The organism is Cellulomonas sp. Root137 (assembly GCF_001426725.1).
Taxonomy (GTDB): domain Bacteria; phylum Actinomycetota; class Actinomycetes; order Actinomycetales; family Cellulomonadaceae; genus Cellulomonas.
Genome location: NZ_LMFG01000001.1, coordinates 1,687,045 through 1,712,881, shown reverse-complemented (window position 1 = coordinate 1,712,881; position 25,837 = coordinate 1,687,045). Strand labels below are relative to the sequence as shown.

25 protein-coding genes are annotated in these 25,837 nt (G+C 73.1%); 9 read left to right on the top strand and 16 right to left on the bottom strand.

Going from position 1 to position 25,837, the window contains the following annotated elements:
* The first annotated feature begins 3 nt into the window (after positions 1 to 3).
* Entirely contained in the window at positions 4 to 1,266 is a 1,263-nt protein-coding gene (locus ASD18_RS08255; protein WP_056089180.1) for an ABC transporter substrate-binding protein, read from the top strand.
* Between the two features lie 54 nt (positions 1,267 to 1,320).
* On the opposite strand, the gene ASD18_RS08250 is transcribed toward ASD18_RS08255, so the two are convergent.
* The 5 genes from ASD18_RS08250 to ASD18_RS08230 are packed head-to-tail and all read right to left on the bottom strand — an operon-like array spanning position 1,321 to position 6,252.
* Positions 1,321 to 2,901 (bottom strand): long-chain fatty acid--CoA ligase, encoded by a 1,581-nt coding sequence (locus ASD18_RS08250; protein ID WP_056089177.1) that lies wholly within the window; start codon positions 2,899 to 2,901, stop codon positions 1,321 to 1,323.
* Position 2,902: 1 nt separating this feature from the next.
* On the bottom strand, positions 2,903 to 4,102 hold the full coding sequence (locus tag ASD18_RS08245) for an acyl-CoA dehydrogenase family protein (RefSeq protein ID WP_056089174.1): 1,200 nt from the start codon (positions 4,100 to 4,102) through the stop codon (positions 2,903 to 2,905).
* Entirely contained in the window at positions 4,102 to 5,151 is a 1,050-nt protein-coding gene (locus ASD18_RS08240) for a phosphotransferase family protein (protein WP_082573674.1), read from the bottom strand. Before ASD18_RS08240 ends, ASD18_RS08245 begins: the two co-directional genes overlap by 1 nt.
* A gap of 58 nt (positions 5,152 to 5,209) precedes the next feature.
* The gene (locus ASD18_RS08235; protein WP_056089168.1) at positions 5,210 to 5,614 is read right to left on the bottom strand and encodes a thioesterase family protein; all 405 of its coding nucleotides are present in this window, start codon (positions 5,612 to 5,614) and stop codon (positions 5,210 to 5,212) included.
* Complete coding sequence (locus ASD18_RS08230) at positions 5,611 to 6,252, bottom strand: QsdR family transcriptional regulator (RefSeq protein ID WP_056089165.1); 642 nt, start codon at positions 6,250 to 6,252, stop codon at positions 5,611 to 5,613. The genes ASD18_RS08235 and ASD18_RS08230 overlap by 4 nt, the downstream gene beginning before the upstream one ends.
* A 100-nt stretch (positions 6,253 to 6,352) precedes the next feature.
* On the opposite strand from ASD18_RS08230, the gene ASD18_RS08225 reads away from it, so the two are divergent.
* Entirely contained in the window at positions 6,353 to 7,546 is a 1,194-nt protein-coding gene (locus ASD18_RS08225) for an acyl-CoA dehydrogenase family protein (RefSeq protein ID WP_235522296.1), read from the top strand.
* Entirely contained in the window at positions 7,546 to 8,769 is a 1,224-nt protein-coding gene (locus ASD18_RS08220) for an acetyl-CoA C-acetyltransferase (RefSeq protein WP_056089160.1), read from the top strand. The genes ASD18_RS08225 and ASD18_RS08220 overlap by 1 nt, the downstream gene beginning before the upstream one ends.
* Positions 8,770 to 8,839: 70 nt before the next feature.
* On the opposite strand, the gene ASD18_RS08215 is transcribed toward ASD18_RS08220, so the two are convergent.
* From ASD18_RS08215 to ASD18_RS08205, 3 genes are read right to left on the bottom strand one after another with little or no spacing between them, the layout of a single operon-like run.
* Positions 8,840 to 9,289 (bottom strand): MaoC family dehydratase, encoded by a 450-nt coding sequence (locus ASD18_RS08215; RefSeq protein ID WP_235522295.1) that lies wholly within the window; start codon positions 9,287 to 9,289, stop codon positions 8,840 to 8,842.
* Positions 9,290 to 9,294: 5 nt separating this feature from the next.
* Positions 9,295 to 10,044 carry a 3-oxoacyl-ACP reductase FabG gene (gene fabG, locus ASD18_RS08210; protein WP_056089153.1) on the bottom strand — a complete coding sequence of 250 codons (750 nt, stop codon included), beginning with the start codon at positions 10,042 to 10,044 and terminating at the stop codon, positions 9,295 to 9,297.
* Positions 10,041 to 11,150 carry an alcohol dehydrogenase catalytic domain-containing protein gene (locus ASD18_RS08205; RefSeq protein WP_057211790.1) on the bottom strand — a complete coding sequence of 370 codons (1,110 nt, stop codon included), beginning with the start codon at positions 11,148 to 11,150 and terminating at the stop codon, positions 10,041 to 10,043. The genes fabG and ASD18_RS08205 overlap by 4 nt, the downstream gene beginning before the upstream one ends.
* Before the next feature lie 93 nt (positions 11,151 to 11,243).
* Between ASD18_RS08205 and ASD18_RS08200 the strand changes: the two genes are divergently transcribed.
* Positions 11,244 to 12,374, top strand: coding sequence for a serine hydrolase domain-containing protein (locus ASD18_RS08200; RefSeq protein ID WP_056089147.1), 1,131 nt, complete (start codon positions 11,244 to 11,246; stop codon positions 12,372 to 12,374).
* On the opposite strand, the gene ASD18_RS08195 is transcribed toward ASD18_RS08200, so the two are convergent.
* The 3 genes from ASD18_RS08195 to ASD18_RS08185 are packed head-to-tail and all read right to left on the bottom strand — an operon-like array spanning position 12,371 to position 14,773.
* Entirely contained in the window at positions 12,371 to 12,787 is a 417-nt protein-coding gene (locus ASD18_RS08195; protein WP_056089144.1) for an NUDIX hydrolase, read from the bottom strand. The genes ASD18_RS08200 and ASD18_RS08195 overlap by 4 nt on opposite strands.
* Positions 12,788 to 12,812: 25 nt before the next feature.
* The gene (locus ASD18_RS08190; RefSeq protein WP_056089141.1) at positions 12,813 to 13,469 is read right to left on the bottom strand and encodes a response regulator transcription factor; all 657 of its coding nucleotides are present in this window, start codon (positions 13,467 to 13,469) and stop codon (positions 12,813 to 12,815) included.
* The gene (locus ASD18_RS08185) at positions 13,466 to 14,773 is read right to left on the bottom strand and encodes an ATP-binding protein (RefSeq protein ID WP_056089137.1); all 1,308 of its coding nucleotides are present in this window, start codon (positions 14,771 to 14,773) and stop codon (positions 13,466 to 13,468) included. Before ASD18_RS08185 ends, ASD18_RS08190 begins: the two co-directional genes overlap by 4 nt.
* Positions 14,774 to 14,909: 136 nt before the next feature.
* Between ASD18_RS08185 and ASD18_RS08180 the strand changes: the two genes are divergently transcribed.
* Positions 14,910 to 16,289 (top strand): PspC domain-containing protein, encoded by a 1,380-nt coding sequence (locus ASD18_RS08180; RefSeq protein WP_056089134.1) that lies wholly within the window; start codon positions 14,910 to 14,912, stop codon positions 16,287 to 16,289.
* Positions 16,289 to 16,810 (top strand): hypothetical protein, encoded by a 522-nt coding sequence (locus ASD18_RS08175; protein WP_056089131.1) that lies wholly within the window; start codon positions 16,289 to 16,291, stop codon positions 16,808 to 16,810. The genes ASD18_RS08180 and ASD18_RS08175 overlap by 1 nt, the downstream gene beginning before the upstream one ends.
* Positions 16,811 to 16,874: 64 nt before the next feature.
* Here the strand turns inward: ASD18_RS08175 and ASD18_RS08170 are convergent, their stop codons facing one another.
* The 4 genes from ASD18_RS08170 to guaA form a co-directional block, all read right to left on the bottom strand.
* Positions 16,875 to 17,351, bottom strand: coding sequence for a hypothetical protein (locus tag ASD18_RS08170; RefSeq protein ID WP_056089129.1), 477 nt, complete (start codon positions 17,349 to 17,351; stop codon positions 16,875 to 16,877).
* Positions 17,352 to 17,428: 77 nt separating this feature from the next.
* Positions 17,429 to 18,589 (bottom strand): glycosyltransferase family 4 protein, encoded by a 1,161-nt coding sequence (locus ASD18_RS08165; RefSeq protein WP_056089126.1) that lies wholly within the window; start codon positions 18,587 to 18,589, stop codon positions 17,429 to 17,431.
* A 51-nt stretch (positions 18,590 to 18,640) separates the two neighbouring features.
* A complete protein-coding gene (locus tag ASD18_RS08160; RefSeq protein WP_082573670.1) occupies positions 18,641 to 19,033 on the bottom strand; it encodes a DUF3817 domain-containing protein in 393 nt (130 codons plus the stop codon).
* A 14-nt stretch (positions 19,034 to 19,047) separates the two neighbouring features.
* Positions 19,048 to 20,628, bottom strand: a complete 1,581-nt coding sequence (guaA, locus tag ASD18_RS08155) for a glutamine-hydrolyzing GMP synthase (RefSeq protein ID WP_056089120.1) — start codon at positions 20,626 to 20,628, stop codon at positions 19,048 to 19,050.
* A 99-nt stretch (positions 20,629 to 20,727) separates the two neighbouring features.
* On the opposite strand from guaA, the gene ASD18_RS08150 reads away from it, so the two are divergent.
* The 3 genes from ASD18_RS08150 to arfB are packed head-to-tail and all read left to right on the top strand — an operon-like array spanning position 20,728 to position 24,744.
* Entirely contained in the window at positions 20,728 to 22,584 is a 1,857-nt protein-coding gene (locus ASD18_RS08150; RefSeq protein WP_056089117.1) for an ABC transporter ATP-binding protein, read from the top strand.
* The gene (locus ASD18_RS08145) at positions 22,581 to 24,314 is read left to right on the top strand and encodes an ABC transporter ATP-binding protein (RefSeq protein ID WP_056089114.1); all 1,734 of its coding nucleotides are present in this window, start codon (positions 22,581 to 22,583) and stop codon (positions 24,312 to 24,314) included. The genes ASD18_RS08150 and ASD18_RS08145 overlap by 4 nt, the downstream gene beginning before the upstream one ends.
* Before the next feature lies 1 nt (position 24,315).
* Entirely contained in the window at positions 24,316 to 24,744 is a 429-nt protein-coding gene (arfB, locus tag ASD18_RS08140; protein ID WP_369817256.1) for an alternative ribosome rescue aminoacyl-tRNA hydrolase ArfB, read from the top strand.
* On the opposite strand, the gene ASD18_RS08135 is transcribed toward arfB, so the two are convergent.
* Positions 24,710 to 25,639, bottom strand: coding sequence for an SURF1 family protein (locus ASD18_RS08135; RefSeq protein WP_235522294.1), 930 nt, complete (start codon positions 25,637 to 25,639; stop codon positions 24,710 to 24,712). The genes arfB and ASD18_RS08135 overlap by 35 nt on opposite strands.
* Positions 25,640 to 25,837: the final 198 nt, after the last annotated feature.

Genomic DNA, 25,837 nt, shown 5'->3' with positions numbered 1-25,837 from the left:
CCGATGTCACAGCGCTCCCGGTCCATCCCCGCGCTGGTCGCCACGGCGCTCGTCGCGGCCGGCCTGTCCGCGTGCTCCACCCCCGAGGCGTCGCCCGGCATCACGGACGACACCATCACGATCGGCACGCACACCCCGCTGACCGGCCCGGCCGCGGCCGGCTACTCGTCCATCTCGGCCGCGACGAAGGCGTACTTCGACTACGTCAACGACAACGGCGGGATCAACGGCCGCAGCATCGAGTACGTGGTCAAGGACGACGGCTACAACCCGGCGACCACGCAGACCGTCGTCCGCGAGCTGGTGCAGGAGGAGGAGGTGTTCGCGGTCCTCAACGGGCTGGGCACCCCGACGCACTCGTCGGTCGTCGACTACCTCAACGAGAACGAGGTGCCGGACCTGTTCGTCGCCTCGGGCAGCCCGCAGTGGGACCAGCCGGAGAAGTACCCGTGGACGTTCGCGTACAACGCCAGCTACATCGTGGAGGCGAAGGCGCTGGCCACGTACGCACAGGAGACGTGGCCCGACAAGACGTACTGCGTGCTCGGCCAGGACGACGACTTCGGGACCGACTTCACCACCGGCCTCCTCACCGTGCTGGGCGGCGACGGGCTCGCCTCGACGCAGACGTACTCGGTGTCGGTGCAGGACGTGGTCGCGCAGATCGGCGCCATGCAGGCGGCGGGCTGCGAGGTCAACTTCCTGGCCACCGTCAACGGGTTCACCGCCCTCGCGCTCGGCACCGCCGCCAAGATGAAGTACCGGGCCCAGTGGGTGTCGTCGTCGTCCGGCGGGGACTACCCGACGCTGGTCGGCTACCTCGGCGAGGACGTCGCGCCGCTGCTGCTCCAGGGCTTCGTCAGCTCCAACTACCTGCCGTTCAGCCCGGACGACGAGTGGGTCACGCTCTTCCAGCAGATCAACGACGAGTACAACGGCGGCGCCCAGTTCAGCGGGAACACCGTGTTCGGGATGTCGGTCGGGTACCTGTTCGCGCAGGCGCTCGCGCAGGCCGGCGAGGACCCGACGCGCGAGAGCGTGCTCGACGCCCTCGAGGTGGGCACCCTGACCGGCAACGGCATCGTCCCGCTGAGCTTCTCGAAGGACAGCCACGCGGCCTTCGAGGGCGTCGGCATCACCGCGGTCGACAAGGGCGTCCAGGACTACGTCGGTGAGGTGTTCACCACGGACGCCGGCAGCGGGGACGTCGTGCCGTTCACGGGCGAGCCGGTGGCGCTCGAGGGTGACGGGATCCCGACGGCCTGAGCCCGCACGCACCGGAGGCCCGGCCCCCCGATCGGGGACCGGGCCTCCGGTCTGTCACGCCTGGACGGGCTCCGTCTGGAACTGGGCGACGAGCTCGCGCTTGAGCACCTTGCCGCTGCCTCCGAGGGGCAGGGCGTCCACCAGGTGCACCACGCGCGGGAACTTGTAGGCCGCGATGCGCTCCTGGGTGAACGCGACCAGCTCCTCCGGTGTCGCCTCGTGCCCGTCGAGGAGCACCACCGCGGCGTGCACCTCCTGGCCGCGCGCCTCGTCGGGGAGCCCGAAGACCGCCGCGAACGCGACCGCGGGGTGCCGCATCATCACGTCCTCGACCTCGCTCGGGTACACGTTGTAGCCGTTGCGCACGATCATGTCCTTCTTGCGGTCCACGATCGTCACGATGTCGTCGGCGTCCATGGTGCCCAGGTCACCCGTGCGGAACCAGCCGTCCACCACCGCGGCGGCCGACGCCTCCGGGTTGCCCAGGTAGCCCTTGAACAGGGCGTGGCCGCGGATCACGATCTCGCCCAGCTCGCCGGTGGGCACCGGGACGACCCGGTCGTCGAGGTGCGCGTCCGCGATCGCGATGTCGACGCCCCAGAGCGGTCGCCCGACGGTGCCCGGCCGGATCGGCTCGCCGACGCGGTTGAACGCGACGGCCGGCGACGTCTCGGTCAGCCCGTAGCCCTCGTGCACCTCGGCGCCGAACTCCCGCGAGAACACCTCGAGCACCGCCACGGGCAGCGCGGCGCCTCCCGACACCGCGTACCGCAGAGGCGGTCGGTCCGTGCTGCGCGCGGCGGCCTGGAGGAGTCCGATGTACATCGTCGGGACCGCCGTGAACACGGTCGCCCCGTGATGGACCATCTGCGCGAGCGCCTGGTCCGGGTCGAACTTCGGCAGCAGGATCACGGCGGCGCCCCTGCGGAACGCCGTGTTCATCACCGAGACCTGCCCGAACGTGTGGAAGAGCGGCAGACCGCCGAAGACGACGTCGTCGCGACGCATGTCGAACAGGTCGATGAGGGCCACGTGGACCTGCTCGACGATGGACAGGTGCGAGCCGACCGCCCCCTTGGGCCGGCCCGTGGTGCCGCTCGTGTAGAGGATCGTCGCGGCGCTGATCGGGTGCACGGACTCGTACCGGTCGATCGGGTCCGCCGCTGCCGCCTCGTCCTCGAGCCGGGGGAAGGGGACCGCCATGCCGTCGGGGACCAGCACCGTGAGCAGCGGGAGGCCGGCCCGTGCCGCGGCGGGCGCCGCCTCGGCGAGCATCGGCGCCGCCGCGACCAGGAGCGTGGCGCCCGAGTCGCGCAGGACGAACTCGATCTCGTCCGCCTTGAACAGCAGGTGGACCGGCACGACGACCGCGCCCAGCGCCAGCACGCCGTAGTAGACGCGGGCGAAGTCGGGCACGTTCGGCACGATCATGGCGACGCGGTCGCCCGGCCCGATGCCGCGGGCGCGCAGGGCGCCGGCGTAGGAACGCGTCTGGTCCCACAGCTCGCCGTAGCGGACCACCTGGTCGCCCAGGAGGAACGCGGTGCGGTCGGGGGTGCGGTGCGCGGTCTCGGCGAGGATCGCCGCGACGGACAGGCTGGCGTAGCCCGCGCCATCGAGAGCCTGATCAGTCATGTCATTGTCCTTTCGTCGTGAGCTGGGCTCGCCCGAGTGAGGCGAGGTGGACCTCGTCGGGACCGTCGGCCAGGCGCAGGGCACGCGCGGCGGCGAACATCTCGGCCAGCGGCTGGTCGCCGGACAGGCCGGCCGCGCCGAACAGCTGGATGGCGCGGTCGAGGATCTGCTGCACGGCCCGCGGGACCGCGATCTTGATGGCCTGGATCTCGGTCATGGCCGCGCGGTTGCCGACCGTGTCCATGAGCCAGGCGGTCTTGAGCACCAGGAGGCGCAGGGCCTCGATCTGGAGCCGGGACTCGGCCACCCACTCGCGCACCACGCCCTGGTCCGCGAGGCGCTTCCCGAACGCGGTGCGCGACGTCGCACGCTCCACGACCAGGTCCATCGCCCGCTCCGCCATGCCGAGCGAGCGCATGCAGTGGTGGATCCGGCCCGGGCCGAGCCGCGCCTGGGCGATGGCGAACCCGTCGCCCTCGCCGGACAGCATGGTGGCGACGGGCACGCGCACGTCCTCGAACACGATCTCCGCGTGGCCCCCGTGGTCGCGGTCGTCGTACCCGAACACGGTCAGCGGCCGCACGATCCGCACCCCCGGGGCGTCCCGCGGCACCAGGACCATGCTCTGACGACGGTGCCGCTCGGCCGAGGGGTCCGTGGCACCCATGACGACCAGCAGCGCGCACTCGGGGTTCATGGCGCCCGTGGACCACCACTTGCGGCCGGTGATCACGTACTCGTCGCCGTCGCGGACGATGCGGGTGGCGATCTGCGAGGCGTCCGACGAGGCGACGTCCGGCTCGGTCATGCAGAAGGCGGACCGGATCTCGGCGTCGAGGAGGGGCTCCAGCCACTCCTCCTTCTGCTCGGCCGTGCCGAACTCCGTGAGCAGCTCCATGTTGCCCGTGTCCGGGGCCGCGCAGTTGAACGCCGCCGGGGCCAGGCGCGGGCTGCGGCCGGTGAGCTCGGCGACCGGCGCGTACTGGAGGTTGGTCAGGACGCTCGGCAGGAAGAGGTTCCAGAGGCCCTGCTCGCTGGCCAGCCCCTGCAGGCGCCGGACCACCGGCCGCGTCCCCCACTCGGTCGGTGTCGCCGCCAGCTCGGCCTCCAGCACCGGCTCGGCGGGGTAGACGTGCTCGTCGAGGAACGCCTGCACGCGGCCGACGACGTCGACCGTCACGGCATCGGGCGCGAAGTCCATCAGCGCACCCCCGCCAGCTGCGCAAGGCCCTCGTCGGCGAGTGGCCCGACCAGGCCCCCGATCCGGTCGAACCCGTCGCCGACCGTGTCCCCGCCGAGGAACCGGAAGTGGATCCCCTCGAGGATGACCGCGAGCTTGTACGCGGCGAACGCCCGGTACCAGCCCAGCTCCGGCACGCTGCTGCCCAGGCGGGCGCAGTACGCGTCCACCAGCTCGTCGAACGCCGGGTAGCCCGCGGCGGGGTCGACCGCGCTGGGCGCCACCCCCTCGGCGCCGGCGATGCCGCGGATGTGCCAGTAGAGGCCGAGCATGCCCAGGTCGACCGCCGAGTCGCCGAGCGTCGCCATCTCCCAGTCGAGGATCGCGGTGATGTGCGGGACCTCTCCCCCGACGAGCGCGTTGTCCAGCCGGTAGTCGCCGTGCACGATGCTGCTGCGCCGCGTCGTCGGCACCCGTTCCGCCAGGCGTCCCTGCAGGTCGTCGAGGCTCGGCACCGGCCGCGAGCGCGACCCGTCCAGCTGGGTCCGCCACCGTCGCAGCTGCCGGTCGAGGTAGCCGTCGGACCGCCCGAGGTCCGCGAGGCCGACGACCGCCGGGTCGATCGCGTGCAGCTCCGCGAGCAGCGTGGCCAGCTCGAGGCTCACGGCACGCAGCTCGTCGGCGGTGTAGGTCGTGTTCTGCGCCTGGTGCGCCAGCACGGCGCCCTCGACGAGGTCCATCACGTAGAACACCGTGCCCGTGCCCGCGGACGGGTCCTCCACCAGCGCGACCGCCGGGGGGACCGGGACGCGAGACCCCCGCAACGCGGAGATGACCCGGAACTCGCGGGCCATGTCGTGCGCGGTGGTCTGCACGTGCCCGAGCGGCGGCCTGCGGACGACCAGGGGTGTCGCGCCGCCGTCGACCCGGTAGGTGAGGTTGCTGCGCCCTCCGGCGATCACCCGCGCCGACAGCGGATCGTCGCCCACCGTGGCCGGGTGCTCGCGTCTCAGGAATGCCTCGAGTCGCGCCACGTCGAGCCCGGGCGGGTCCGGCATGCGTCGGGTCATCGTCGACCGCCTCTCCGGGAGGCACCTCGTCATACCGCCCGGTCGGTATGCTACCCGATCAGATGGTGAGCTCGCGCTCGATGGCCTCGCGGATGTGCGCGGGGATGGGGACGGGGCGTCGCGTGGCGTCGTCGACGAACACGTGCACGAACCGGCCCTCGGCGATCACGACCCCGTCGCGCAGGATGCCGAGCTCCCACGTCACGGAGCTCCTGCCCACGCGGCCGGCCCGCAGCCCCACCTCGAGCGCGTCCGGGAAGGCGGCGGACGCCGCGAACTCGCACGACGACGACACGCAGACGCCGATCGGCTCCCCGGCGGACGGGTCGAGGCCGGCCGAGGTCATGAGCCAGACGTTGATCGTCGTGTCCATGGCCTCGTAGTAGACGGTGTTGTTGAGGTGGCCGTAGACGTCGTTGTCGTTCCAGCGCGTCGGGAACGGAGCGGTGTGCGGATAGGTCATGGCCTGAGCACCAGCTCGAAGGCCGCGCGGGCGCGCTCGGCGCTGGGCACGTCGCCGGTGATGAGGTCCGCGTAGGTGAAGGACTCCGAGACGCGGACCAGCAGGTACGCCAGGTCGTGCGCGCCGACGGCACCGCCGAACGGCTGCTCGCCCAGCTCCTGGCGGACCAGCGCCTCGACAACGGCGACGTACCGCCGCTGGATGTCGCTCTCCTTCGTGGTCAGCAGCCGCAGGGCACGCGCCGGTTCGCGGCGCAGGAAGCCGCGGAAGTAGTCGGCGGTGATGAGGTCGCGCGCGAAGTGCGTGAGGACCGCCGCCACCCGGGCGGGGCCCTCGGTGCCGTGCGTCGCGGCCTCCGCCTGCTCGAGCGTGGGGACGGCCAGCGACCAGAGGACCTCCGAGAGGAGCGCGTCGCGGTTGCCCACCCACCGGAACAGCGAGGTGCGGTCGACGCCGAGCTTCGTCGCCAGGCGGCCCATGTCGATCCGGGCGCCCTCGATGAACGTCTCGCGGGCAGCGACGAACGCCCGCAGCGCCTCGGCGTGCTCGCCGTCCTCCAGCCGTTGCGACAGCCACGAGGGCGCGACGCGGGTGCCGATGCGGCCGAGGCCGCCTCCGATGACGTCGAGGTGCGACATGGCGGCAACCTACTCCTCGGCAACGGGGGGTATGCAACATCTGGGAAAATGATGCAGACTCGGAGCGAGATCAGAGCCGATCGACGAGCGGAGCCATGACGTGACTCAAACTGACGTGACCCACGCGCTGCTGACCAGCGACTTCTACTCCTTCCAGGACCTGCTCACGCCCGTCGAGAACGCGCACGTCATGGAGATCCGGGAGTTCCTGGAGTCCGAGGTCCGGCCGATCGCCGACGACTACTGGGACCGCGCCGAGTTCCCCGTGCACCTCATCCCGCGGGTCGGTGAGCTCGGGCTGCTCGGGCCGATGTGGCCGGAGACGGTCCGGTTCGAGAACAGCGCCGTCTACCGCGGGTGGGTCGCGCTTGAGCTCTCCCGCGTGGACGCCGGGTTCTCCACCTTCATCGGCGTGCAGAACGGGCTGACCATGGGCGCGATCGGCGTCGGCGGCTCGCCCGAGCAGCGCGCCGAGCTGCTGCCGCCCATGAGCCGCGGCGAGCTGGTGGGCGCCTTCGGGCTCACCGAGCCGCTGTCCGGCTCCGACACGGCGCGCGGCCTGCGCACCACCGCGCACCGCACCGGCGACACCTGGGTGCTGAACGGCGCCAAGCGCTGGATCGGCAACGCCACGTTCGCGGACCTCACCGTCATCTGGGCGCGGGACACCGCCGACGACCAGGTCAAGGGCTTCATCGTCCGCCGCGGCACCCCCGGGTTCACCGCCACCAAGATCGAGCGCAAGCAGGCGCTGCGGTCCGTGCAGAACGCCGACATCCTGCTCGACGGGGTCGAGGTGTCGGAGGCCGACCGGCTCCCGAACATCCACTCGTTCCGCGACGTCGCCACGGTGCTCCGCCTGACCCGGGCGGAGGTCGCGTGGCAGGCGGTGGGAGTGGCCGTCGGCGCCTACGAGGCCACCGTGAGGTACACCCTCGAGCGCGAGCAGTTCGGCAAGCCGATCGCGTCCTTCCAGCTGGTCCAGGACCGGCTCGCCCGGTGCCTGGGCAACATCACCGCCAGCATCGCGCTGTGCGTCCGGGCCTCCCAGCTGGGTGACCAGGACCGACAGGGCGACCAGCACTCGGCGCTGGCCAAGGCCTACACGACGACCGCGATGCGGGAGACCGTGGCCCTGTGCCGCGAGACGCTCGGCGGCAACGGCATCCAGCTGGACCACGGCGTCGCGCGCTACATGGCCGACGCCGAGGCCGTGTACTCGTTCGAGGGAACCAAGGACATGAACCACCTGATCGTGGGGCGTGCCATCACCGGCATCGCGGCGTTCGTCTGATGGCCGAGGCGTACATCGTCGCGACCGCCCGCTCGCCCATCGGCCGCGCGTTCAAGGGCTCGCTCACGGACGTCCGTCCGGACGACCTCGCCGCGTCGATGGTCCGCGCCGCGCTCGCACAGGTGCCGTCGCTCGACCCCGGCCGCGTCGAGGACCTGCTGCTCGGCTGCGGCATGCCCGGCGGCGAGCAGGGCATGAACATGGCCCGGATCGTCGCCGTGCTGCTCGGCCTCGACTCCGTCCCGGGCACCACCGTGAACCGGTACTGCTCGTCGTCGCTGCAGACCACCCGGATGGCGTTCCACGCGATCAAGGCCGGCGAGGGCGACGTGTTCGTGTCCGCCGGCGTCGAGTGCGTGAGCCGGTCGGTGGTCGGGTCCTCGGACCACATCCCCGGCGTGGACCTGCTGAACCCGCGGTTCGCCTCCGCCGTGGCGCGGACGGCGGAGCGCGCGGCCGGGGCCGACGTCTGGACCGACCCGCGCGACAGCGAGCTGCTCCCCGACGCGTACATCGCGATGGGCCAGACGGCCGAGAACGTCGCCGCGCTCACCGGCACCACGCGCCGCGAGCAGGACGAGTTCGCGGCCCTGTCCCAGAACCGCGCGGAGAAGGCCCTGGCCGACGGGTTCTGGGCGGACGAGATCACCCCGGTGACCCTGCCGGACGGCACGGTCGTGGCGCACGACGACGGACCCCGCCCCGGCGTCACGGTCGAGGCGCTCGCAGGCCTGAACCCGGTGTTCCGGCCCGACGGCACGGTCACGGCCGGCAACTGCTGCCCGCTCAACGACGGCGCCGCGGCCGTGGTGATCGTGAGCGACCGGATCGTCGACGAGCTCGGCCTGACCCCGCTGGCGCGCATCGTGTCCACGGCGGTCAGCGGACTGTCGCCGGAGGTCATGGGCCTCGGACCGGTGGACGCGTCGCGGATGGCCCTGGCCCGTGCCGGCCTGGGCATCGACGACATCGACCTGGTCGAGCTCAACGAGGCGTTCGCCGCGCAGGTCCTCCCGTCGGCGCGCGCCCTGGGGATCGACCACGACAAGCTCAACGTCCACGGCGGCGCGATCGCGGTCGGTCACCCGTTCGGGAGCACCGGCGCCCGGCTGACGACGACCCTGCTGCACGGCCTCGCGGTGCAGGACGGTACGTTCGGCCTGGAGACCATGTGCGTCGGCGGCGGCCAGGGCATGGCGATGGTGGTCGAGCGGGTCTCCTGACGCTCCGAGAACCCGCAACGTCCGAGGAAGTGGCTGCTGGAGCGCTCACTACCTCGGACGTTGCGGGTGTTCAGGCGGCCGCGACGTAGAGGACGACCGTCTCCGCGATCAGGGCCGGCTTGGTCGCGCCCTCGATCTCGACCGTCACCGTGAAGGTCGCGCGGACGCCCTGCGGGGTCGGCTCGGCGGAGGTCACTGTGGACGTCGCCCGGATGCGCGACCCGGCGGTCACCGGCTGGAGGAACCGCACGCGGTCGAGGCCGTAGTTGACCACCAGCCCGGTCCCGCCGACCTCGACCAGCCCGTCGGTCAGCACCGGGATCAGGGCGAGCGTGAGGTACCCGTGCGCGACGGTCGCGCCGAACGGACCCTCGGCAGCCCTGACCGGGTCGACATGGATCCACTGGTGGTCGTCCGTGGTGTCGGCGAACGCGTCGATCCGCGCCTGGTCGACGGCGAACCAGCGGTCGGCCGTCGCGCTCTGCCCGACGGCGGCCACGAGCCCCGCGGGAGCGTCCACCGCGATCACGCCTTCGGCCCGCCGGCGACGTAGAGGACCTGCCCGTTGACGAAGCTCGCGGCCTCCGAGCAGAAGAACGACACGGCGTTCGCGATGTCCGCCGGCTGACCCACGCGCCCGACCGGGATCTCCTTGGCGGCCCCCTCGAGGAACTGCTCGAACGTGATCCCGAGCCGCTCGGCGGTCTGTCGCAGCATGTCGGTGGCGATGAACCCCGGGGCCACCGAGTTCACCGTGACCCCGAACCGGCCCAGCTCGATGGCCAGCGTCTTGGTGAACCCCTGCAGCCCGGACTTGGCGGTCGCGTAGTTGGCCTGCCCGCGGTTGCCCAGCGCCGACGTGCTCGACAGGTTGACGATCCGCCCCCAGCCGGCAGCCACCTGGTGCTTCTGCACCTCGCGGCTCATGAGGAAGGCGCCGCGCAGGTGCACCGAGATGACGGAGTCCCAGTCGGCCTCCGACATCTTGAACAGCAGGTTGTCGCGCAGGATGCCGGCGTTGTTGACCAGGACCGTGGGCGCCCCCAGCTCGTCGGCCACGCGCGCCACGGCCGCGGCGGCGGCGTCCGTGTCGCCGACGTCGGCCCCGACCGCGACGGCACGCCCGCCGGCAGCGGTCACGGCGTCGACGGTGGCCGCGCAGTCCTCCTCGCGCAGGTCGAGGACGGCCACCTGGAAGCCGTCGGCGGCGAGCCGGAGGGCGGTCGCGGCGCCGATGCCGCGGGCGGCTCCGGTCACCAGGGCAGTGCGTGTCACGAGGGGGTCCTTTCGTCGAGAACGATGAGCTGGCGGAGCTCGCCACCGGCCGCGAGGCGGTCCATGGCGACGTCGAGGTCGTGCAGGGTGATCCGTGAGGAGACCAGGCGCTCGAGCGGGAGCCGCCCCGAGCGCCACAGGTCGACGTAGAGCGGGATGTCGCGGGCCGGGACGGCGGAGCCGAGGTAGCTGCCGACGACGGTGCGGGCCTCGGCGGTGAGCACCAGCGGGCTGACCGCTGCGCGCGCGTCGGGGGCGGGCAGGCCGACCGTCACGGTGGTGCCGCCCGGCGCGGTCGCGGCGAACGCGGTCTCGAACGCGCGGGCGTTCCCGGCGGCCTCGATGACGACGGGCGCCCGGGCAGTGAGCTGGTCCGGTGAGTACGTCGCGGTCGCTCCGTTGGCGCGCGCCGCGTCGAGCTTGTCCGCGAGCGCGTCGACGCCGATGACCTCGAACCCGAGCGCGACCGCGACCAGCAGCGCGGCCATCCCCACGCCTCCGAGCCCCACGACCATCACGGTGTCACCCTCCCGCGGTCGGCCGGCGTTGACCACCGCTCCCCCGCCCGTGAGCACCGCGCAGCCGAGCAGGGCGGCGACCTCGGGCGGCACGTCGGGGTCGACCCGCACGACGGACGTCCGGCTGACCACGGCGTGGCTGGCGAACGCGGACACCCCCAGGTGGTGGTGGACCGGCTCGCCGTCGCGGTGCAGCCGCATCCCGTCGCCCACCAGCGAGCCGCGGCCGTTCGCCGCGCTACCCACCCGGCACGGCAGCCGCCCGTCGGTCGCGCACTCCGGGCAGTCCCCGCAGCGCGGCAGGAAGGTCATGACGACGCGGTCGCCGAGGGACAGGTCGTCGACCCCGGCGCCGAGTCGCTCGACGATGCCCGCGGCCTCGTGGCCCAGCAGCATGGGGGTCGGCCGGACGCGGTTCCCGTCCACGACGGAGAGGTCCGAGTGGCAGACGCCCGCAGCCTCGATCCGGACGAGCACCTCGCCGGGTCCGGGATCGTCCAGCTGCAGGACCCCCACCGTGAACGGCCTCGAGGCCGCGAACGGTGCGGGGGCGCCGGATCGTTCCAGCACCGCGCCCACGATCTGCACGTGCACCTCCGGGTCGACGACGTTGTCTCCATACCGACCGCGCGGTATGTTGCAGGCCACAGTACACACGATCCGCCGACGCAGGAGGGCTCGATGACGAGCACACCGGTCCAGGGCTTCGCCGACGAGCGGTTCGCTCCGCTGCGCGCCTCGTTCCAGCACCACCTCGACACGGGCGCGGAGCTCGGTGCGAGCGTCGCCGTCGTCGAGCGCGGGGCCCTGGTGGCCGACCTCTGGGGCGGGTGGGCCGACCCCGAGCACACGCGTCCGTGGACGGCAGACACCCTCACGAACGTCTGGTCGATCTCCAAGACGATGACGTCCCTGTCGGCGCTCGTCCTCGTCGACCGAGGGCTGCTGGACCCCGACGAGCCGGTCGGCACCTACTGGCCGGAGTTCAAGGCCGCCGGCAAGGAGGGCGTGCTGGTCCGGCACGTGCTGAACCACACCTCGGGCATCTCGGGCTGGGACCAGCCGGTCACGGCCGAGGACATCCTCGACGTCCCCGCGGCGACCGCGCGGCTCGCCGCCCAGGCACCCTGGTGGCCGCCGGGCACCCTGTCCGGGTACCACCTGCTCGACTACGGGCACCTGCTGGGTGAGCTGGTCCTGCGCGTCACCGGCCGGTCGCTCGGTGAGTTCTTCCGGGCCGAGATCGCCGAGCCGCTCGGCGCCGACTTCTGGCTCGGCCTGCCCGCCGGCCAGGACGTGCGCGTCAGCCACGTCGTCCCGCCGCCGCCGTCGCAGATCGACCTCGCGCAGCTGCCCCCGGACTCCCCCGCGCGCCGCACGCTCACCGGGCCGGTGCTCGACGCCTCGATCACCTGGACGCGGGAGTGGAAGTCGGCCGGCATCGGGGGCGCCGGTGGCCACGGCAACGCGCGCTCGGTGGCGACGGTCCAGTCGGTGCTCACCAACGGCGGGGGCAGGCTGCTGTCCCCCGAGACCGTCGACCTCGTGTTCGCGCAGCACACCGACAACGTCGACCTCGTGCTCGGCGTGCCCCTGCGGTTCGGTCTCGGCTACGCGGTCCCGAACCCGGCGAGCACCCCGTACATCCCCGAGGGACGCGTGGCGTTCTGGGGCGGCTGGGGCGGCTCGCTCGTCGTCAACGACGTCGACCGCGGGCTCACGTTCGCCTACGTGATGAACCGGATGTCCCCCGGGATCCTCGGCTCGGCCCGCTCGGACGCCTACCTCCAGGCGCTGTACGGCTCCCTCTAGTGCCCGGCCAGCCGCAGGCCGATGTCGACCAGCTCGACCCGGTCGAGCCCCGCCACCTCGTCCAGGTCGAACCACGCCGCCGTGTCGGTGCTGCCGTCGGCCTCGTCGCGCAGCTCACCGCCGACGACGTGCGCGCGGTAGATGACCCGCAGCCCGTGCAGGTCGCCCTCGGTGGGGTCGAGACGGGTGGCGGCCGGGACGACGATCGAGTCGATGCCGAGCAGCTCGTCGAGCACCACGTGGTACCCGGTCTCCTCGAACACCTCGCGCACGGCTGCGTCGGCCGGGTCCTCCCCCGGATCGATGCCACCGCCCGGGAGGGTCCAGCCCGAGATGGGCCCCTCCAGCCAGTGCGGGAGCAGCACCCGCCCGGACTCGACGACGATGGCGTAGGCCGCGACGCGTTGCTTCACCCGCAGGAGCCTAGGGCTCCCCGGGCTACAGGAGCCGTCGTGCCGCCGCCCAGCGCGTCAGCTCGTGCCGGCTGGAGAGCTGCAGCTTGCGCAGGACCGCCGAGACGTGGGTCTCGACCGTCTTGATCGAGATGAACAGCTCGGACGCCACCTCGCGGTAGGAGTACCCGCGCGCGATCAGGCGCATGACCTCACGCTCCCGGGCGGAGAGCCGGTCCAGCTCGTCGTCGCCGATCGCGATGTCGCCCGCGGCCGCGCCGAACGCGTCGAGCACGAACCCCGCCAGCCGCGGCGAGAACACGGCGTCCCCGCCGGCCACGCGGCGGACCGCGTCGGACAGGTCGGTGCCGTCGATCGCCTTGGTGACGTAGCCGCGAGCGCCGGCGCGGATGACCGCGACCACGTCCTCGGAGGCGTCGGACACGGACAGGGCGAGGAACCGGGTCTGGCCCAGCAGGTCGGTGCACGCCCGGATCACCTCGGCACCGCCTCCCCCGTCGCCGCCGGGCAGGTGCACGTCGAGCAGGACCACCGGGGGCTTCAGCTCGCGCACGAGCCGGATCGCCTCGTCGACCGTGTCCGCCTCGCCGATCACCCGCACGCCGGCGTCGAGCGACGCCTTCACGCCGGTCCGGAACATGTGGTGGTCGTCCACCAGCACGACGTCGACTGGCTCGCTCATGACTGCACTCCCTGTTCGTCCGACACCCGGATCGGCACCACCAGGTGCACCTCGGTCCCGCGCTCGGGGCTGCTGGTGACGGTGGCGGCGCCGCCACGACGACGCACCCGCCCGATGATCGACTCCCGCACCCCGAACCGGTCGGTGCCCACCTCGTCGAGGTCGAACCCGTCACCGTGGTCGCGCACGAACACCTCGACCTCGGACGTGCCCACCTCGAGGTAGAGCGACACCGGCGGGCGTCCGTGCACCACGGCGTTGACCAGCGCCTCGCGCGTGGCCTGGAGCAGCGCCTCGGTGTCGGCGTCGGGCACCCGGTCCCCGACCACCACCGACTCGACGGCCACGGGGTCGCCGGTCGGACCCGAGCGCGAGTCCTCCACCTCGGCGATGATCCCCCGCAGCGCCGCCGCCACGGAGGTGCCCGGCGCCGGGCGGTCGTCGTAGAGCCACTCGCGCAGCTCGCGCTCCTGCGCACGCGCCATGCGGGCGACCTCCGCGGAGTCGTCGGCCCGCGAGCGGATCAGGGCCAGGGTCTGGAGCACGGAGTCGTGCAGGTGGGCGGCGATGTCCGCGCGTTCCGACTCGCGCGCGCGGGCGGCCCGCTCGTCGCCGAGCTCCCGCACCAGCCGCAGCCACCACGGGGTGAGCACCAGGGCCACGCCGCCGAGCATCACGAGCGCCGCGACGATCGACTGCGCGAGGGTCGCCGTGTCGACGCCCTCCCCGGACGCGAGGCCGACGAACAGGAGCACGCCGACGCCCGCGAGCAGGATCCCGCCGGCGACCCGCAGGAGACTCACGGGAGTCCGCCCACCGGCCCGGTCCCGCAGCCGCCCGCGCTGCAGCTCGTCGAGCTGGCTCCACGCCAGCCACAGCCCCGCCAGGACGATCAGGGCGGGAAGAAGCCAGTCCGCGTCCACGTCCGCCCCGGACCGGACCGCGATCAGCAGCGCGGCCGCGATCACCAGCACCGCGCCGATGGCGATGTCCGTCACGGGGATGCGCCGGCCCGGCTCGATGACCGCCTGTCGACGGGCCAGGCGGGACAGGGCGCTCGGGCGGATGTCCTGCGCGGCCGCGGCGGGGTCACCCGCGGGGATCGCCAGCCACCAGAACACGTACAGCAGAGGTCCGACAGCGGCGACCGGCGTGAGCACGACGAACGCGAGCCGCACCAGCCCGACCGGGAGGTCCAGGTGCGCGGACAGCCCGAGGGCGACGCCGCCGAACCACCGCCCGCGCGCGGGGCGCCGCAGCGGCAGCCGGCGCGTGGGCGCGAGAACGGGCGTGGTCGGGTGCACGGTCCGATCGTCACACGCCGCGAGGCCTTCCGGGGTCGCGTCCGGGGTCGGTTCAGGGGTTCGCAGGCTCAGGATCAGGGTGCGCTCAGGGGACCACCCGATGCCGCGCGCTGGTCAGGGCGAGCAGGATCGAGACATGGACACGACCACCCCCGCCGGCCCGGAGCCGGCACCGGCCGCCCCGGCACCGGACCCGGCCCCCGCGCAGCACTCGAACAGCTTCTTCGCCGGGGTGCGCCGCCTCGGCATCACCCGCGCCGACGACCGCTGGATCGGTGGAGTCAGCGGCGGGATCGGCGACCGCTTCGGGATCGACCCCCTGCTGGTCCGCGGCATCTTCGTCGCGACGCTGCTGCTGGGCGGGCTCGGCCTGGTGGCGTACGGCGTCGCCTGGGCACTGCTGCCCGAGCGCCGCGATGGTCGCATCCACCTCGAGGAGATGGTCCTCGGCCGGTTCGACATCGCGCTGCTCGGCGCTCTCGCCTTCGTCATCGTCGGCATCAACCGCGGCGACAGCTGGTTCTTCTTCTGGGGACCGCCCGGATGGGTGCAGGGCATCCTCTGGCTCGCGTTCATCGGCGGGATCGTCACGCTGATCGCCGTCGTCGCCAACCAGAAGTCGTCCCAGCCGCGCCCCCCGGCACCGCCGTTCACGCCGTACGTGCCGCCGGCACCCGCGGCGAGCTACCCCGCCGCCGGCGCGTACACCGCCCCGGTCACCGACACCCCGCCGACGACGTCCGCCTACGGCGTGCCGCCTGCGCCCGCCCCCGCCTGGACCTCCTACGCCCCGCCGCAGCCGGTTCCCGCTCCCAAGCCCGTGCAGCCGCCTCGCCCCCCGCGGCCCCCGCGTCCGCGCACCCCGGGTGCCGGCGTCGGCACGGTCGGCGTGGTCGTCGCGCTCAGCCTGCTGGCGCTCGCCCTGCTGCTGATGGCCGAGCGCTCGGGCGACTTCACCGGTCCGGTCGCGCTCACCGCGCTGGGCATCGGCATCGTCCTGGCCGGCCTCGGCATCATCGTGTCCGGTCTGCGCGGCCGCACCAGCGGCGCGCTCGGCGGGCTCGCCGTCGTCGCCATCATCGCCGCCGTGCCCCTCGGCGCGGTGCAGAACGCCACCTGGAACTGGTCCACGGACGCGCGGCACGACTTCGCCGCCGACGGGGTGGCCGTCGTCACCGACCGCTCCGAAGCCGCGGACGGCTTCTCCATGGGGTTCGGCGACGCCACCATCGACCTCACCGAGCTGCCCCTGACGTCCGAGACCCTCGAGGTCCCGATCTCGCTCGCCGCCGGTGACCTCACCGTCATCGTGCCCTCCGACGCGAGCGTGACCGCCGACGTCGAGGCCGGCGCCGGCACGGTGCGCTGGGACGTCGACGGCCAGAGCAGGAGCGTCGACGGCGTCGGCCTCAACCCCCGCACCTTCACGACCGACGACGTCGGCCCCGACGGCCCGCAGCTCGCCCTGCAGGTGCAGATCGGCGCCGGCGACGTCTCGATCATCGAGGAGAACTGATGTCCACCGACAAGACCCCCCGCGACGACGACGAGACGCTCGCCCTGCCGGTCACCGGCACGGAGCCCGCCGCCGACGACACGGCCGTCATCCCGGTCGAGGAGAGCGCCACGCACGAGGACCCGTCGGTGCTGACGCTCGACGAGACGACGCCGCTGCCCGTGACCCAGCCGGCCCCGTTCGGATCGCCCGAGCCGCCCACGGCGACGTCCCCGATCGGCGCGCTGTACTCCCCGTCGGAGCGCCCCGCGCCGGCCGACGTACCGTCCAGCAGCCCGGACCCGTTCGTCGCCGCGGCCGCACCGTCCGAGCCTGCACCCGTCGACCCGCCCCGCCGCCGTCTCCGCGTCGGGACGGTCGTCTGGGGTCTGGTCATCGCCGCGATCGGCGTCGGCCTCCTGGCGTGGGCGGCGGGGGTCGAGATCGACCTCCAGCTCGCGATGATCGTGCTCCTCGCGGTCGCCGGGACCGCGCTGCTGGTCGGCTCGATCGTCAGCGGAGCCCGCAACGCCCGGCGCTGAGCGGCCGTGCACACAGCGACGGCCGGGCGGAGAGACCTCCGCCCGGCCGTCGCTGTGTGCAAGGTCAGACCACGGGGTCCGGGTTCCCGGTGGCGGACGTGTCGGTGTACGTGGTGGTGGTGGTGCCGACCTTGCGCAGCGCCCACCCGATGAGGATGAACACGACGCCGATGCCGACGACGAGCAGAGCCACGCCGAACGCCACGACCGACGTGAACAGCGAGGCGCGGAGGAACGATGCCGTCATGACCGTGCCGCGGCGCTCGTCGTCCTGGTCCAGCTGCGCGTAGGTCTGGCCGTCGGTGGCCTCGAGTGCGTGGGTGTTGATGATGTCGGCCTGGAACCAGGCCTCCCACGGGGTGTCGACCAGCTGGCCGCCGAACGCCTGCGCGTCCTCGGACACCGTGATCTGCTCGGCCGCCAGGTTGCTGGCCACGGCGCCCCACGTGATTCCACCCGCGATGATGAAGATGATCCCGAAGATGATGGTCAGCAGCCCGAGCACGCGGACCGACCTCGGTTGTCCCGTCGTCGTCGTCATGTCTCCCTCTCTGAACCCCCAGAGGACGGGCAGGTGTGCCGTGCGGCCCCTGACAGAACCGTCCAACGGGACCGACTCTAGTGAGAGGCGGGTGACGAAGTGGGAGATTTCGCCGCGCGTGCCCGCGCGTACTCGGCGTCCGCGGCGGCCAGCACGTCGTCCCACCCGAACCGGGGCCGCACCGCACGGTTGTGCGTGAGCATGCCCTCGAGCAGGCGGCCGTCACGGGCGAGGTGCACGATCGCCTCGGTCATCTCGGCGTCGTCGGCGACCAGGAGCCCGTCGACGCCGTCCTCGACGAACTCCTCGATCCCCGTGCCGCGTCGGGCGACGATCGCCAGCCCGGCCGTGCGGGCCTCGAGGGCCGCGATGCCGAAGGCCTCGAGCTCCGCCGGGGCGAGGAACACGTCGGCGTCGGTGTAGGCGCTGCGGACCTGGGGCCGGGTCAGCCGGCCGCGCAGGTCCACGACGTGCTGCAGCCCCTGTCCTGCCACCGCCGACGCGACCCGGCCCTGGGCAGGCCCGGACCCGATGATCGACAGGCGCAGACGGTCGGGCGGCAGCCGTCGCGCGGCCTGGCCGACCAGCTCGACCAGCGGCACCGCCCGCTTGCGCGGCGCCAGGCGCATCGTCGAGACCAGCCGCAGCGGCCCGTGCTCGCCGGGGCGGCCGCGGCCCTCGGAGAAGCTCCTGGGTGCCCAGAGGTCGAGGTCGATCCCGTTCGGCATCACGGAGACCTCGGTGCCGAACACCTCCTGCACGCGGGCGGCCGCGGCGTGGCTGACGGCGCTCAGCGCGGCGGGCGTCCGCTGCCAGTGCGTCCGACCCACGACGGTCCGCAGCGCCCCGACCACGCCGTCCAGCATGCAGTGCCACGTGATCGCGGTCGGCAGCCCCGCGTCGAGCGCGATCCGGGCGCCGTCGTACGCGAACGGGGACAGCACCCCGGCGTGCACGTGCACGACGTCCGGGCGCAGGGCCGCGTAGGCCTCGCGCACCAGGCGCGGGCCGACGGGGTTCACGGGGAGGTCGAACGGCAGCCGTGCACCGAGCCGGTGCACGTGGACGCCGTGCTCGAGATCGACCACTCCGCCGCGCTCGCCGCCGACCCCGAGCGTGGCGGTCAGGACGTGCACCTCGTGGCCGGCGGCGACCTGCCGCGCGGCGAGGTCCCCCACCTGCGACTCGATCCCCCCGGTGCGCGGTGCGTAGCAGTCGGAGACGTGGACGATCAGCACGCGCTCACCGTAACGGCGCGAACCGGACGACCGACCACGACACGGGACATGTCACCCGCGTGCGCCACCGGCGGCCTCGATGCGGGCGAGCGCCTGGGCGTGCACCTTGCGCTCGAGGATGAACGACATGACCGGCACGACGCCGGCAGCGGCCATCGTGGCGAGCCGCCCGAGCCGCCAGCGCATCTTCGACCAGAGGTCGAAGACCGTGACCAGGTAGACGACGTAGATCCAGCCGTGCGCGTACGCGATCCAGGAGCCGATGACGGGGTTCGGGGTGCCGGAGGCGTCCACCCCGCTCGCGTGGAACGCGTACTTGAGGACCAGCTCGACGCAGAGCAGCAGCAGCATGGTGCCGGTGATCCAGGCCAGCACGCGGTAGCGCTTCGTCGCTCCCGCGGCCTTGCGCACCCAGGGGTCGACGCCGGTAGCGGTCTCGGTCACAGTGTCACTCCCAGTCACTCCCACTCGATGGTGCCCGGCGGCTTGCTCGTCACGTCGAGGACGACGCGGTTGACCTCGGGCACCTCGTTGGTGATCCGGGTCGAGATGGTCGCCAGGACGTCGTAGGGCAGGCGGGTCCAGTCGGCGGTCATCGCGTCCTCCGACGACACCGGCCGCAGCACGACCGGGTGCCCGTACGTCCGGCCGTCACCCTGCACACCTACCGAGCGCACGTCCGCCAGGAGCACCACCGGGCACTGCCAGATGTCCCGGTCCAGGCCCGCGCGGGTCAGCTCCTCGCGGGCGATGACGTCGGCCGCGCGCAGGATGTCGAGACGCTCCGCGGTCACCTCGCCGATGATCCGGATGCCCAGCCCGGGTCCGGGGAACGGCTGGCGCCAGACGATGCCCTCGGGCACCCCCAGCTCCAGGCCGACCGCGCGGACCTCGTCCTTGAACAGGGTGCGCAGCGGCTCGACCAGCTCGAACTGCAGGTCGTCGGGCAGCCCGCCCACGTTGTGGTGCGACTTGATGTTGGCTGCACCCTCGCCACCGCCGGACTCGACCACGTCCGGGTAGAGGGTGCCCTGGACGAGGAACTTCACCTCGTCGTCGCTGTCGGACACGATCTCGCGGGCGGCGTCCTCGAACACCCGGATGAACTCGCGGCCGATGATCTTGCGCTTGGTCTCGGGGTCGGTGTGCCCGGCCAGCGCGTGCAGGAACCGCTCGCGGGCGTCGACGACCTTCAGCTGGACGCCGGTGGCGGCGACGAAGTCCTTCTCCACCTGCTCGGCCTCGCCCGACCGCAGCAACCCGTGGTCGACGAACACGCAGGTCAGCTGGCTGCCGACGGCCCTCTGCACGAGCGCGGCGGCCACCGAGGAGTCCACGCCGCCGGAGAGCCCGCAGATGACCCGCGCGTCGCCGACCTGCGCGCGGATCTTCTCCACCTGCTCCGCCACGACGTTCCCGGCGTTCCAGTCGGGGGCCAGGCCGGCGCCCTCGTAGAGGAAGTTCTCGAGCGCCTTCTGGCCGAGCGGCGAGTGCTTGACCTCGGGGTGCCACTGCACGCCGTAGAGGCGGCGGGCGCGGTCCTCGAACGCGGCGACCGGGCTGCCCGCCGACGTCGCCAGCACCTCGAACCCCTCCGGCGCGGCGTGCACCGCGTCGCCGTGGCTCATCCACACCGTCTGCGAGTCCGGGCTGCCGGACAGCACCGTGCCGGCGGACGTGACCTCGACAGCCGTCCCGCCGTACTCGCGCTGGCCGGTCTGCGCGACCGTCCCGCCGAGCGCCGCCGCCATGGCCTGGAAGCCGTAGCAGATGCCGAGCACGGGGACGCCCGCCTCGAACAGGGCGGGATCGACGAACGGCGCGCCGGTGGCGTACACCGACGAGGGCCCGCCCGACAGGATGATCGCCGCCGGGTCCTTGGCCAGCAGGTCCGCGACCGAGGCCGTGTGCGGCACGATCTCGGAGTACACGTTGGCCTCGCGCACGCGGCGCGCGATGAGCTGCGCGTACTGCGCGCCGAAGTCGACGACGAGCACGGGGCGGTGGGTGGTGGCGGCCAGGTCAGGCGTCTGCGTCACGCCCTCAGGGTAGTCGGCGCGCGGGGAAGGTCCGTCCGTGGTCCGCGTCACGGAAAACGGTTCGATCCCTGTCAGTACCCCCCCGTAACGTTGCTCCTCGTGCGTTCCCTCCCCCTCGACGATCCCGGCACCCCGCCTCTGAGCGGGCCTGTCGCGCTGCTCTGGTGGCTCGCCCAGCGACAGTGGGGCATCCTCCTGACCGCCGTCGGCCTCGGCATCACCATGTTCGCGAGCCAGGCGTTCACCCCGTTCGTGGTCGGTCGCGCCATCGACGACGGTCTGGACAGCGGGTTCGGCCCTGACCTGTGGCGCGCGTGCGGCACCCTCCTGGCGCTCGGCGCCGTGATCATCACCGCGTCGGCCATCGGGCACCGGTACGACGTCAACAACTGGCTCCGCGCGGCCTTCACCTCGTCGCAGCTGGTCGGCCGGACCGTCGCGCGCTCCGGCCACACGATCACCAAGGAGCTCCCGACGGGCGAGGTCGTCTCGGCGGTGGCCAACGACGCGCTGCGCATCGGCGAGGTCTTCGCGATGGCCGCGCACTTCCTCGGGAGCCTCGTCGCGTACGGCATCGTCGCCGTTCTCATGCTGCGCGTGTCCGTGCCGCTCGGGCTCGTCGTCGTGCTCGGCCTGCCGACCGTGGCCGCCATCCTCGGCCTGCTGGTCAAGCCGCTGTCCCGGCGCCAGGCCGCGCAGCGCGAGGCGTCCGGCCGTCTGACCACGCTCGGCTCGGACACCGTGTCGGGACTGCGCATCCTGCGCGGCATCGGCGGCGAGGAGGTCTTCACCGGCCGGTACCGCGCGCAGTCGCAGGAGACGCGGCGCCGCGGGGTCGAGGTGGCCAGGACGCAGTCGATCCTGGACGCCCTGCAGGTGCTGCTGCCCGGCGCCTTCGTCATCACGCTCATCTGGCTCGGCGCGCACATGGCGCTGGCCGGCACCATCACGCCCGGTCAGCTGGTGTCCACGTACGGCTTCGCGGCGTTCCTGTCGTGGCCCGTGCAGAACGCCACGCAGATGCTGCAGGCCGCGACGCGCGCGCACATCGGCGCCGGCAAGGTGGTCAAGGTCCTCCAGGTCGTCCCGGCCACGGGAGCGACCGGCGGGACGGCCGCCGCGCCGGGACCGCACGCGTCGCTGGTCGACGAGGTCAGCGGCCTGGAGCTCGAGGCCGGCCGGGTGGTCGCGCTGGTGAGCGTCGACCCCGACGAGACCGCGCGGATCGCGACGCGGCTCGGCCGGTTCGACGACGAGGCCGAGAAGGACACCCCGGTGCGCCTGGGTGGCGTGCTCCTGTCCGAGCTGGACAAGGAGGTCGTCCGCGAGCGCATCGTCGTCGCAGAGGCGACGCCGCACCTGTTCTCCGGGCTCCTGGCCCAGGAGCTGGACGTGCGCGGCGACGCCACCGAGGACGACCTGCTGCGGGTGATCGGCACGGCCGACGCGCAGGACGTGCTCGACTCGGTGCCCGACGGGCTCGCCGGGGAGCTGCCCGAGAAGGGCCGCTCGCTGTCCGGCGGGCAGCGGCAGCGTGTCGCCCTCGCGCGGGCGCTCCTCATCGACCCGGAGATCCTCGTGCTCGTGGAGCCGACCAGCGCGGTCGACGCCCACACGGAGGCGCGGATCTCGGCACGGCTGGCGGACGTCCGGCGCGGTCGGACCACGCTCGTCGTGACGGCCAGCCCCCTGGTGCTGGACCACGTCGACGAGGTCGCGTTCGTGCAGGACGGCGTCGTCGTCGCCCGTGGCACCCACGACGCGCTGCTCGTGCACGGCGCGGGGAACCTCGAGGTGGCCCGCGCCTACCGCGCCGTCGTGGGACGGAACATGGACGAGGAGTCGCTGGAGAACCGCACCGTCGAGGCGCTCGAGGACGACGAGCGCCTGTACCAGGAGCTGATGGCCGCGCAGTCCGCGGGCACGGCAGGAGAGAACAGAGGAGGTCAGTCATGAAGCTTCCCATCGCCGACTCGGCGACGGTCCGTGCCTACGCCGCCCTCCTGTTCCGCAAGCACCACCGCCCCTTGACGCTCATCGCGGTCCTGCACACGCTGGCCGCCACCGCCGGCCTGGCCGGTCCGTGGCTGCTGGGCATGCTCATCGACGCGGTCACCGACGGCACCACCGTCGGGTACATCAACACGCTCATCGCCATCGGCGCGGCGGCCGTGCTGGCCCAGACGGTGCTCATCCGGTTCGCGCAGCGCTCGTCGATGATCTTCGGCGAGGAGGTCTTCGCCGAGCTGCGCGAGGAGTTCATCGAGAAGGTCACGGCCCTGCCGCTGTCGACCGTCGAGCGTGCGGGGACCGGCGACCTGGTGGCGCGCACCACCAACGACGTGAACAAGCTCCAGCACGCGGTCCGCTTCGGCGTGCCCCGCGTGATCGTCGCGGTCGTCACCATCTCCCTGACGATCGTCGCGTGCCTCGTGCTCTCGCCGGTGGTCTCGCTGGCGATGTTCTTGGGCGTCCCGTCGCTGCTGCTCATCGTGCGCTGGTACCTCAAGCGCGCGACCCCGGCCTACCAGCGCGAGTCCGCGGCGTACGCGGTGCTCAACGGCACCATCACGGAGTCAGTCGAGGGTGCCCGCACGGTCGACGCCCTCCGGCTGGGCGCGCGCCGCATGCAGCGGGTGAACGACGACCTGGCGGAGGCGTTCGAGGCGGAGAAGGCGACGCTCCGGCTGCGCACGATCCTCTTCCCGGGCATCGACCTCACGTTCGTCCTGGCCCCCGCGGCCGTGCTGTTCTGGGGCGGCTACCTGGCCTCGCAGGGTCACGTCTCGGTCGGCGCGGTGACGACGATCGTCCTGTACACGTACCAGATCACCGGTCCCGTCTGGGAGCTGATCTTCTGGGTCGACGAGATCCAGGTGGCCGCGACGTCGCTCGCGCGCATCGTCGGCGTCCAGCTGGTCGAGCCCGACCGTCGGGCCCGCGAGGGCGAACCGGTCGACGAGGACATCGCCGCCCGGGACCTCACGTACGCGTACCGCGAGGGTCACAACGTGCTGCACGGCATCGACCTCGACCTCGCGGCCGGGGAGCGCCTGGCGGTCGTCGGCCCGTCCGGTGCCGGCAAGTCGACGCTCGGCCGGATGCTGGCGGGCATCCACCCGCCCACGGACGGCACGGTCACGGTCGGGGGCGTGCCGCTGATCGACCTGCCGCTCGAGGAGCTGCGCGGGCACGTCGCCCTGGTCACCCAGGAGCACCACGTGTTCGTCGGGTCGGTGGCCGACAACCTGCGCCTCGCCCAGGTGGACGCCGACGCGGCCGCGCTCGAGCGCGCCCTGCGCGCGGTGGACGCCTGGGAGTGGGTGCAGGCGCTGCCGCAGGGCCTCGAGACTGAGGTCGGCTCCGGTGGTGTCGCGCTCACACCCGCGCAGGCCCAGCAGATCGCGCTGGCCCGGCTGGTGCTCCTCGACCCGCACACGCTGGTGCTCGACGAGGCCACCTCGCTGCTCGACCCGCGGGCGGCCCGGCACCTCGAGCGGTCGCTGTCGGCCGTTCTCGCCGGGCGCACGGTGGTCGCCATCGCGCACCGCCTGCACACCGCGCACGACGCGGACCGGGTGGCGGTGGTCGACGGCGGCCGGATCGTGGAGATCGGTCCGCACGACGAGCTGGTCGCCGCGGGCGGCGACTACGCCGCGCTGTGGCACTCGTGGCAGCACGACTGAGGTGACCGGTCCGATGGTGCTGCGCGGGGGTGTCGTCGTTCCTGACGACGCCCTCGCGTGGCGCTTCTCGCGCTCCAGCGGCCCGGGCGGTCAGTCGGTGAACACCACCGATTCCCGCGTCGAGCTCACCGTCGACCTGGCACGGATCCCCTGGACCAGCCCGACGCAGCAGGACCGCGTCCTGGAACGCCTGGCGGGTCGGCTGCGGGGTTCGCTGCTGACCCTGAGCGCCCAGGAGTACCGGTCCCAGCTGCGGAACCGGGAGGCGGCGCTCACCCGCGTGCACTCGCTGCTCGACGACGCCCTCGCTCCCCCGGGGCCGACCCGCCGCGCCACCCGGCCGAGCCGGGGGTCGCAGGTGCGCCGGGTGCAGGGCGAGCAGAAGCGCCGCGCGGTCAAGGAGCTGCGGCGCCGCCCTCCGCTGGGCTGACCGGCCCGTCCGGCTCCCGCCCGGCACCGCGGGCCTCGTCGCGCACCAGGCGGAGCCAGAGCAGCACCGCGAACGCACCGAAGATCCACCACTGTGCGGCGTAGGCGAGGTTCTGGATGTTCAGCCCGGCGCCGGGCTTCGTCGGCGGGTCGAGCAGTGCCACGGCGGCCGCCTGTGCCGGGTCCGACGCCGAGACCACGAGGTACCCGGTGTAGATCGGTCCGCCCCAGGAGTTGAGCAGCTCGGCGGAGCTGATGGCGTCGGTCCGCCCGTCGGCCACGCCGGCACCCGCCTGCTCGGACGCCTGCAGGTAGCCGGTGACCTCGACGGGTCCGGTCGGCGGCTCGTCGGCGTCCGCGGGGCTCGCCACCCAGCCGCGGACCACGGGCAGCACGGCGCCGTCGGTCGTCCGCAGCGGTGTCAGGACGAGCAGGCCGGTGGTCCCGTCGTGCGCGCGGCCGGTGACCAGCAGCTGACCTGCGGCGTCGTAGGTGCCGGTCACGGACACCTTGCGGCCCACGAGGTCGCCGGTGAACGTGGTCTGCGGGGCCAGCACGTCGTCGAGCGGGACCGCCGGCGCGGCGACGAGCTCGGCGGTGAGCCGCTCCGCCGCGGCCGAGCCGTGCACCTGTGCGCGGTCCAGCTGCCACGCGCCGAGCCGGGCGCACAGCGCGGCCGCCGCGAGCAGGAGGACGAGGAGCAGGAGCATCCGGGGTCGGAGCGCGGCACGGAGCATCGTCGTCGGCGGACGCCGCTCGGCCTGCGACCACGCGGAGAGGGCCGGTGCCGGCGCCTCCGCGGCGCGCCCGGGCGGGCGGCCGTGACCATCGTCACTGCCCGCCGCCGACCCCGTCGCGCGGTCGCGCGCCACGGCTGCGGGGGGCTGTTCGGTCACGCCTCACGGTACCCCGCACGGAGGCACGGATCGGTACACGCGACCCCCTCCAGACGGGCCCACGACCCCGCTGACCTGCGCAACCGTTCCGTCCGGATCCCACCACACGTTCGATTCCCGTTCGCCTCCCCCTCCTGCGCTGGAGGGCTGAGTGCGGTTGTATGACAACTGGGTACGCGCGGCGCCGGGAGGACCTAG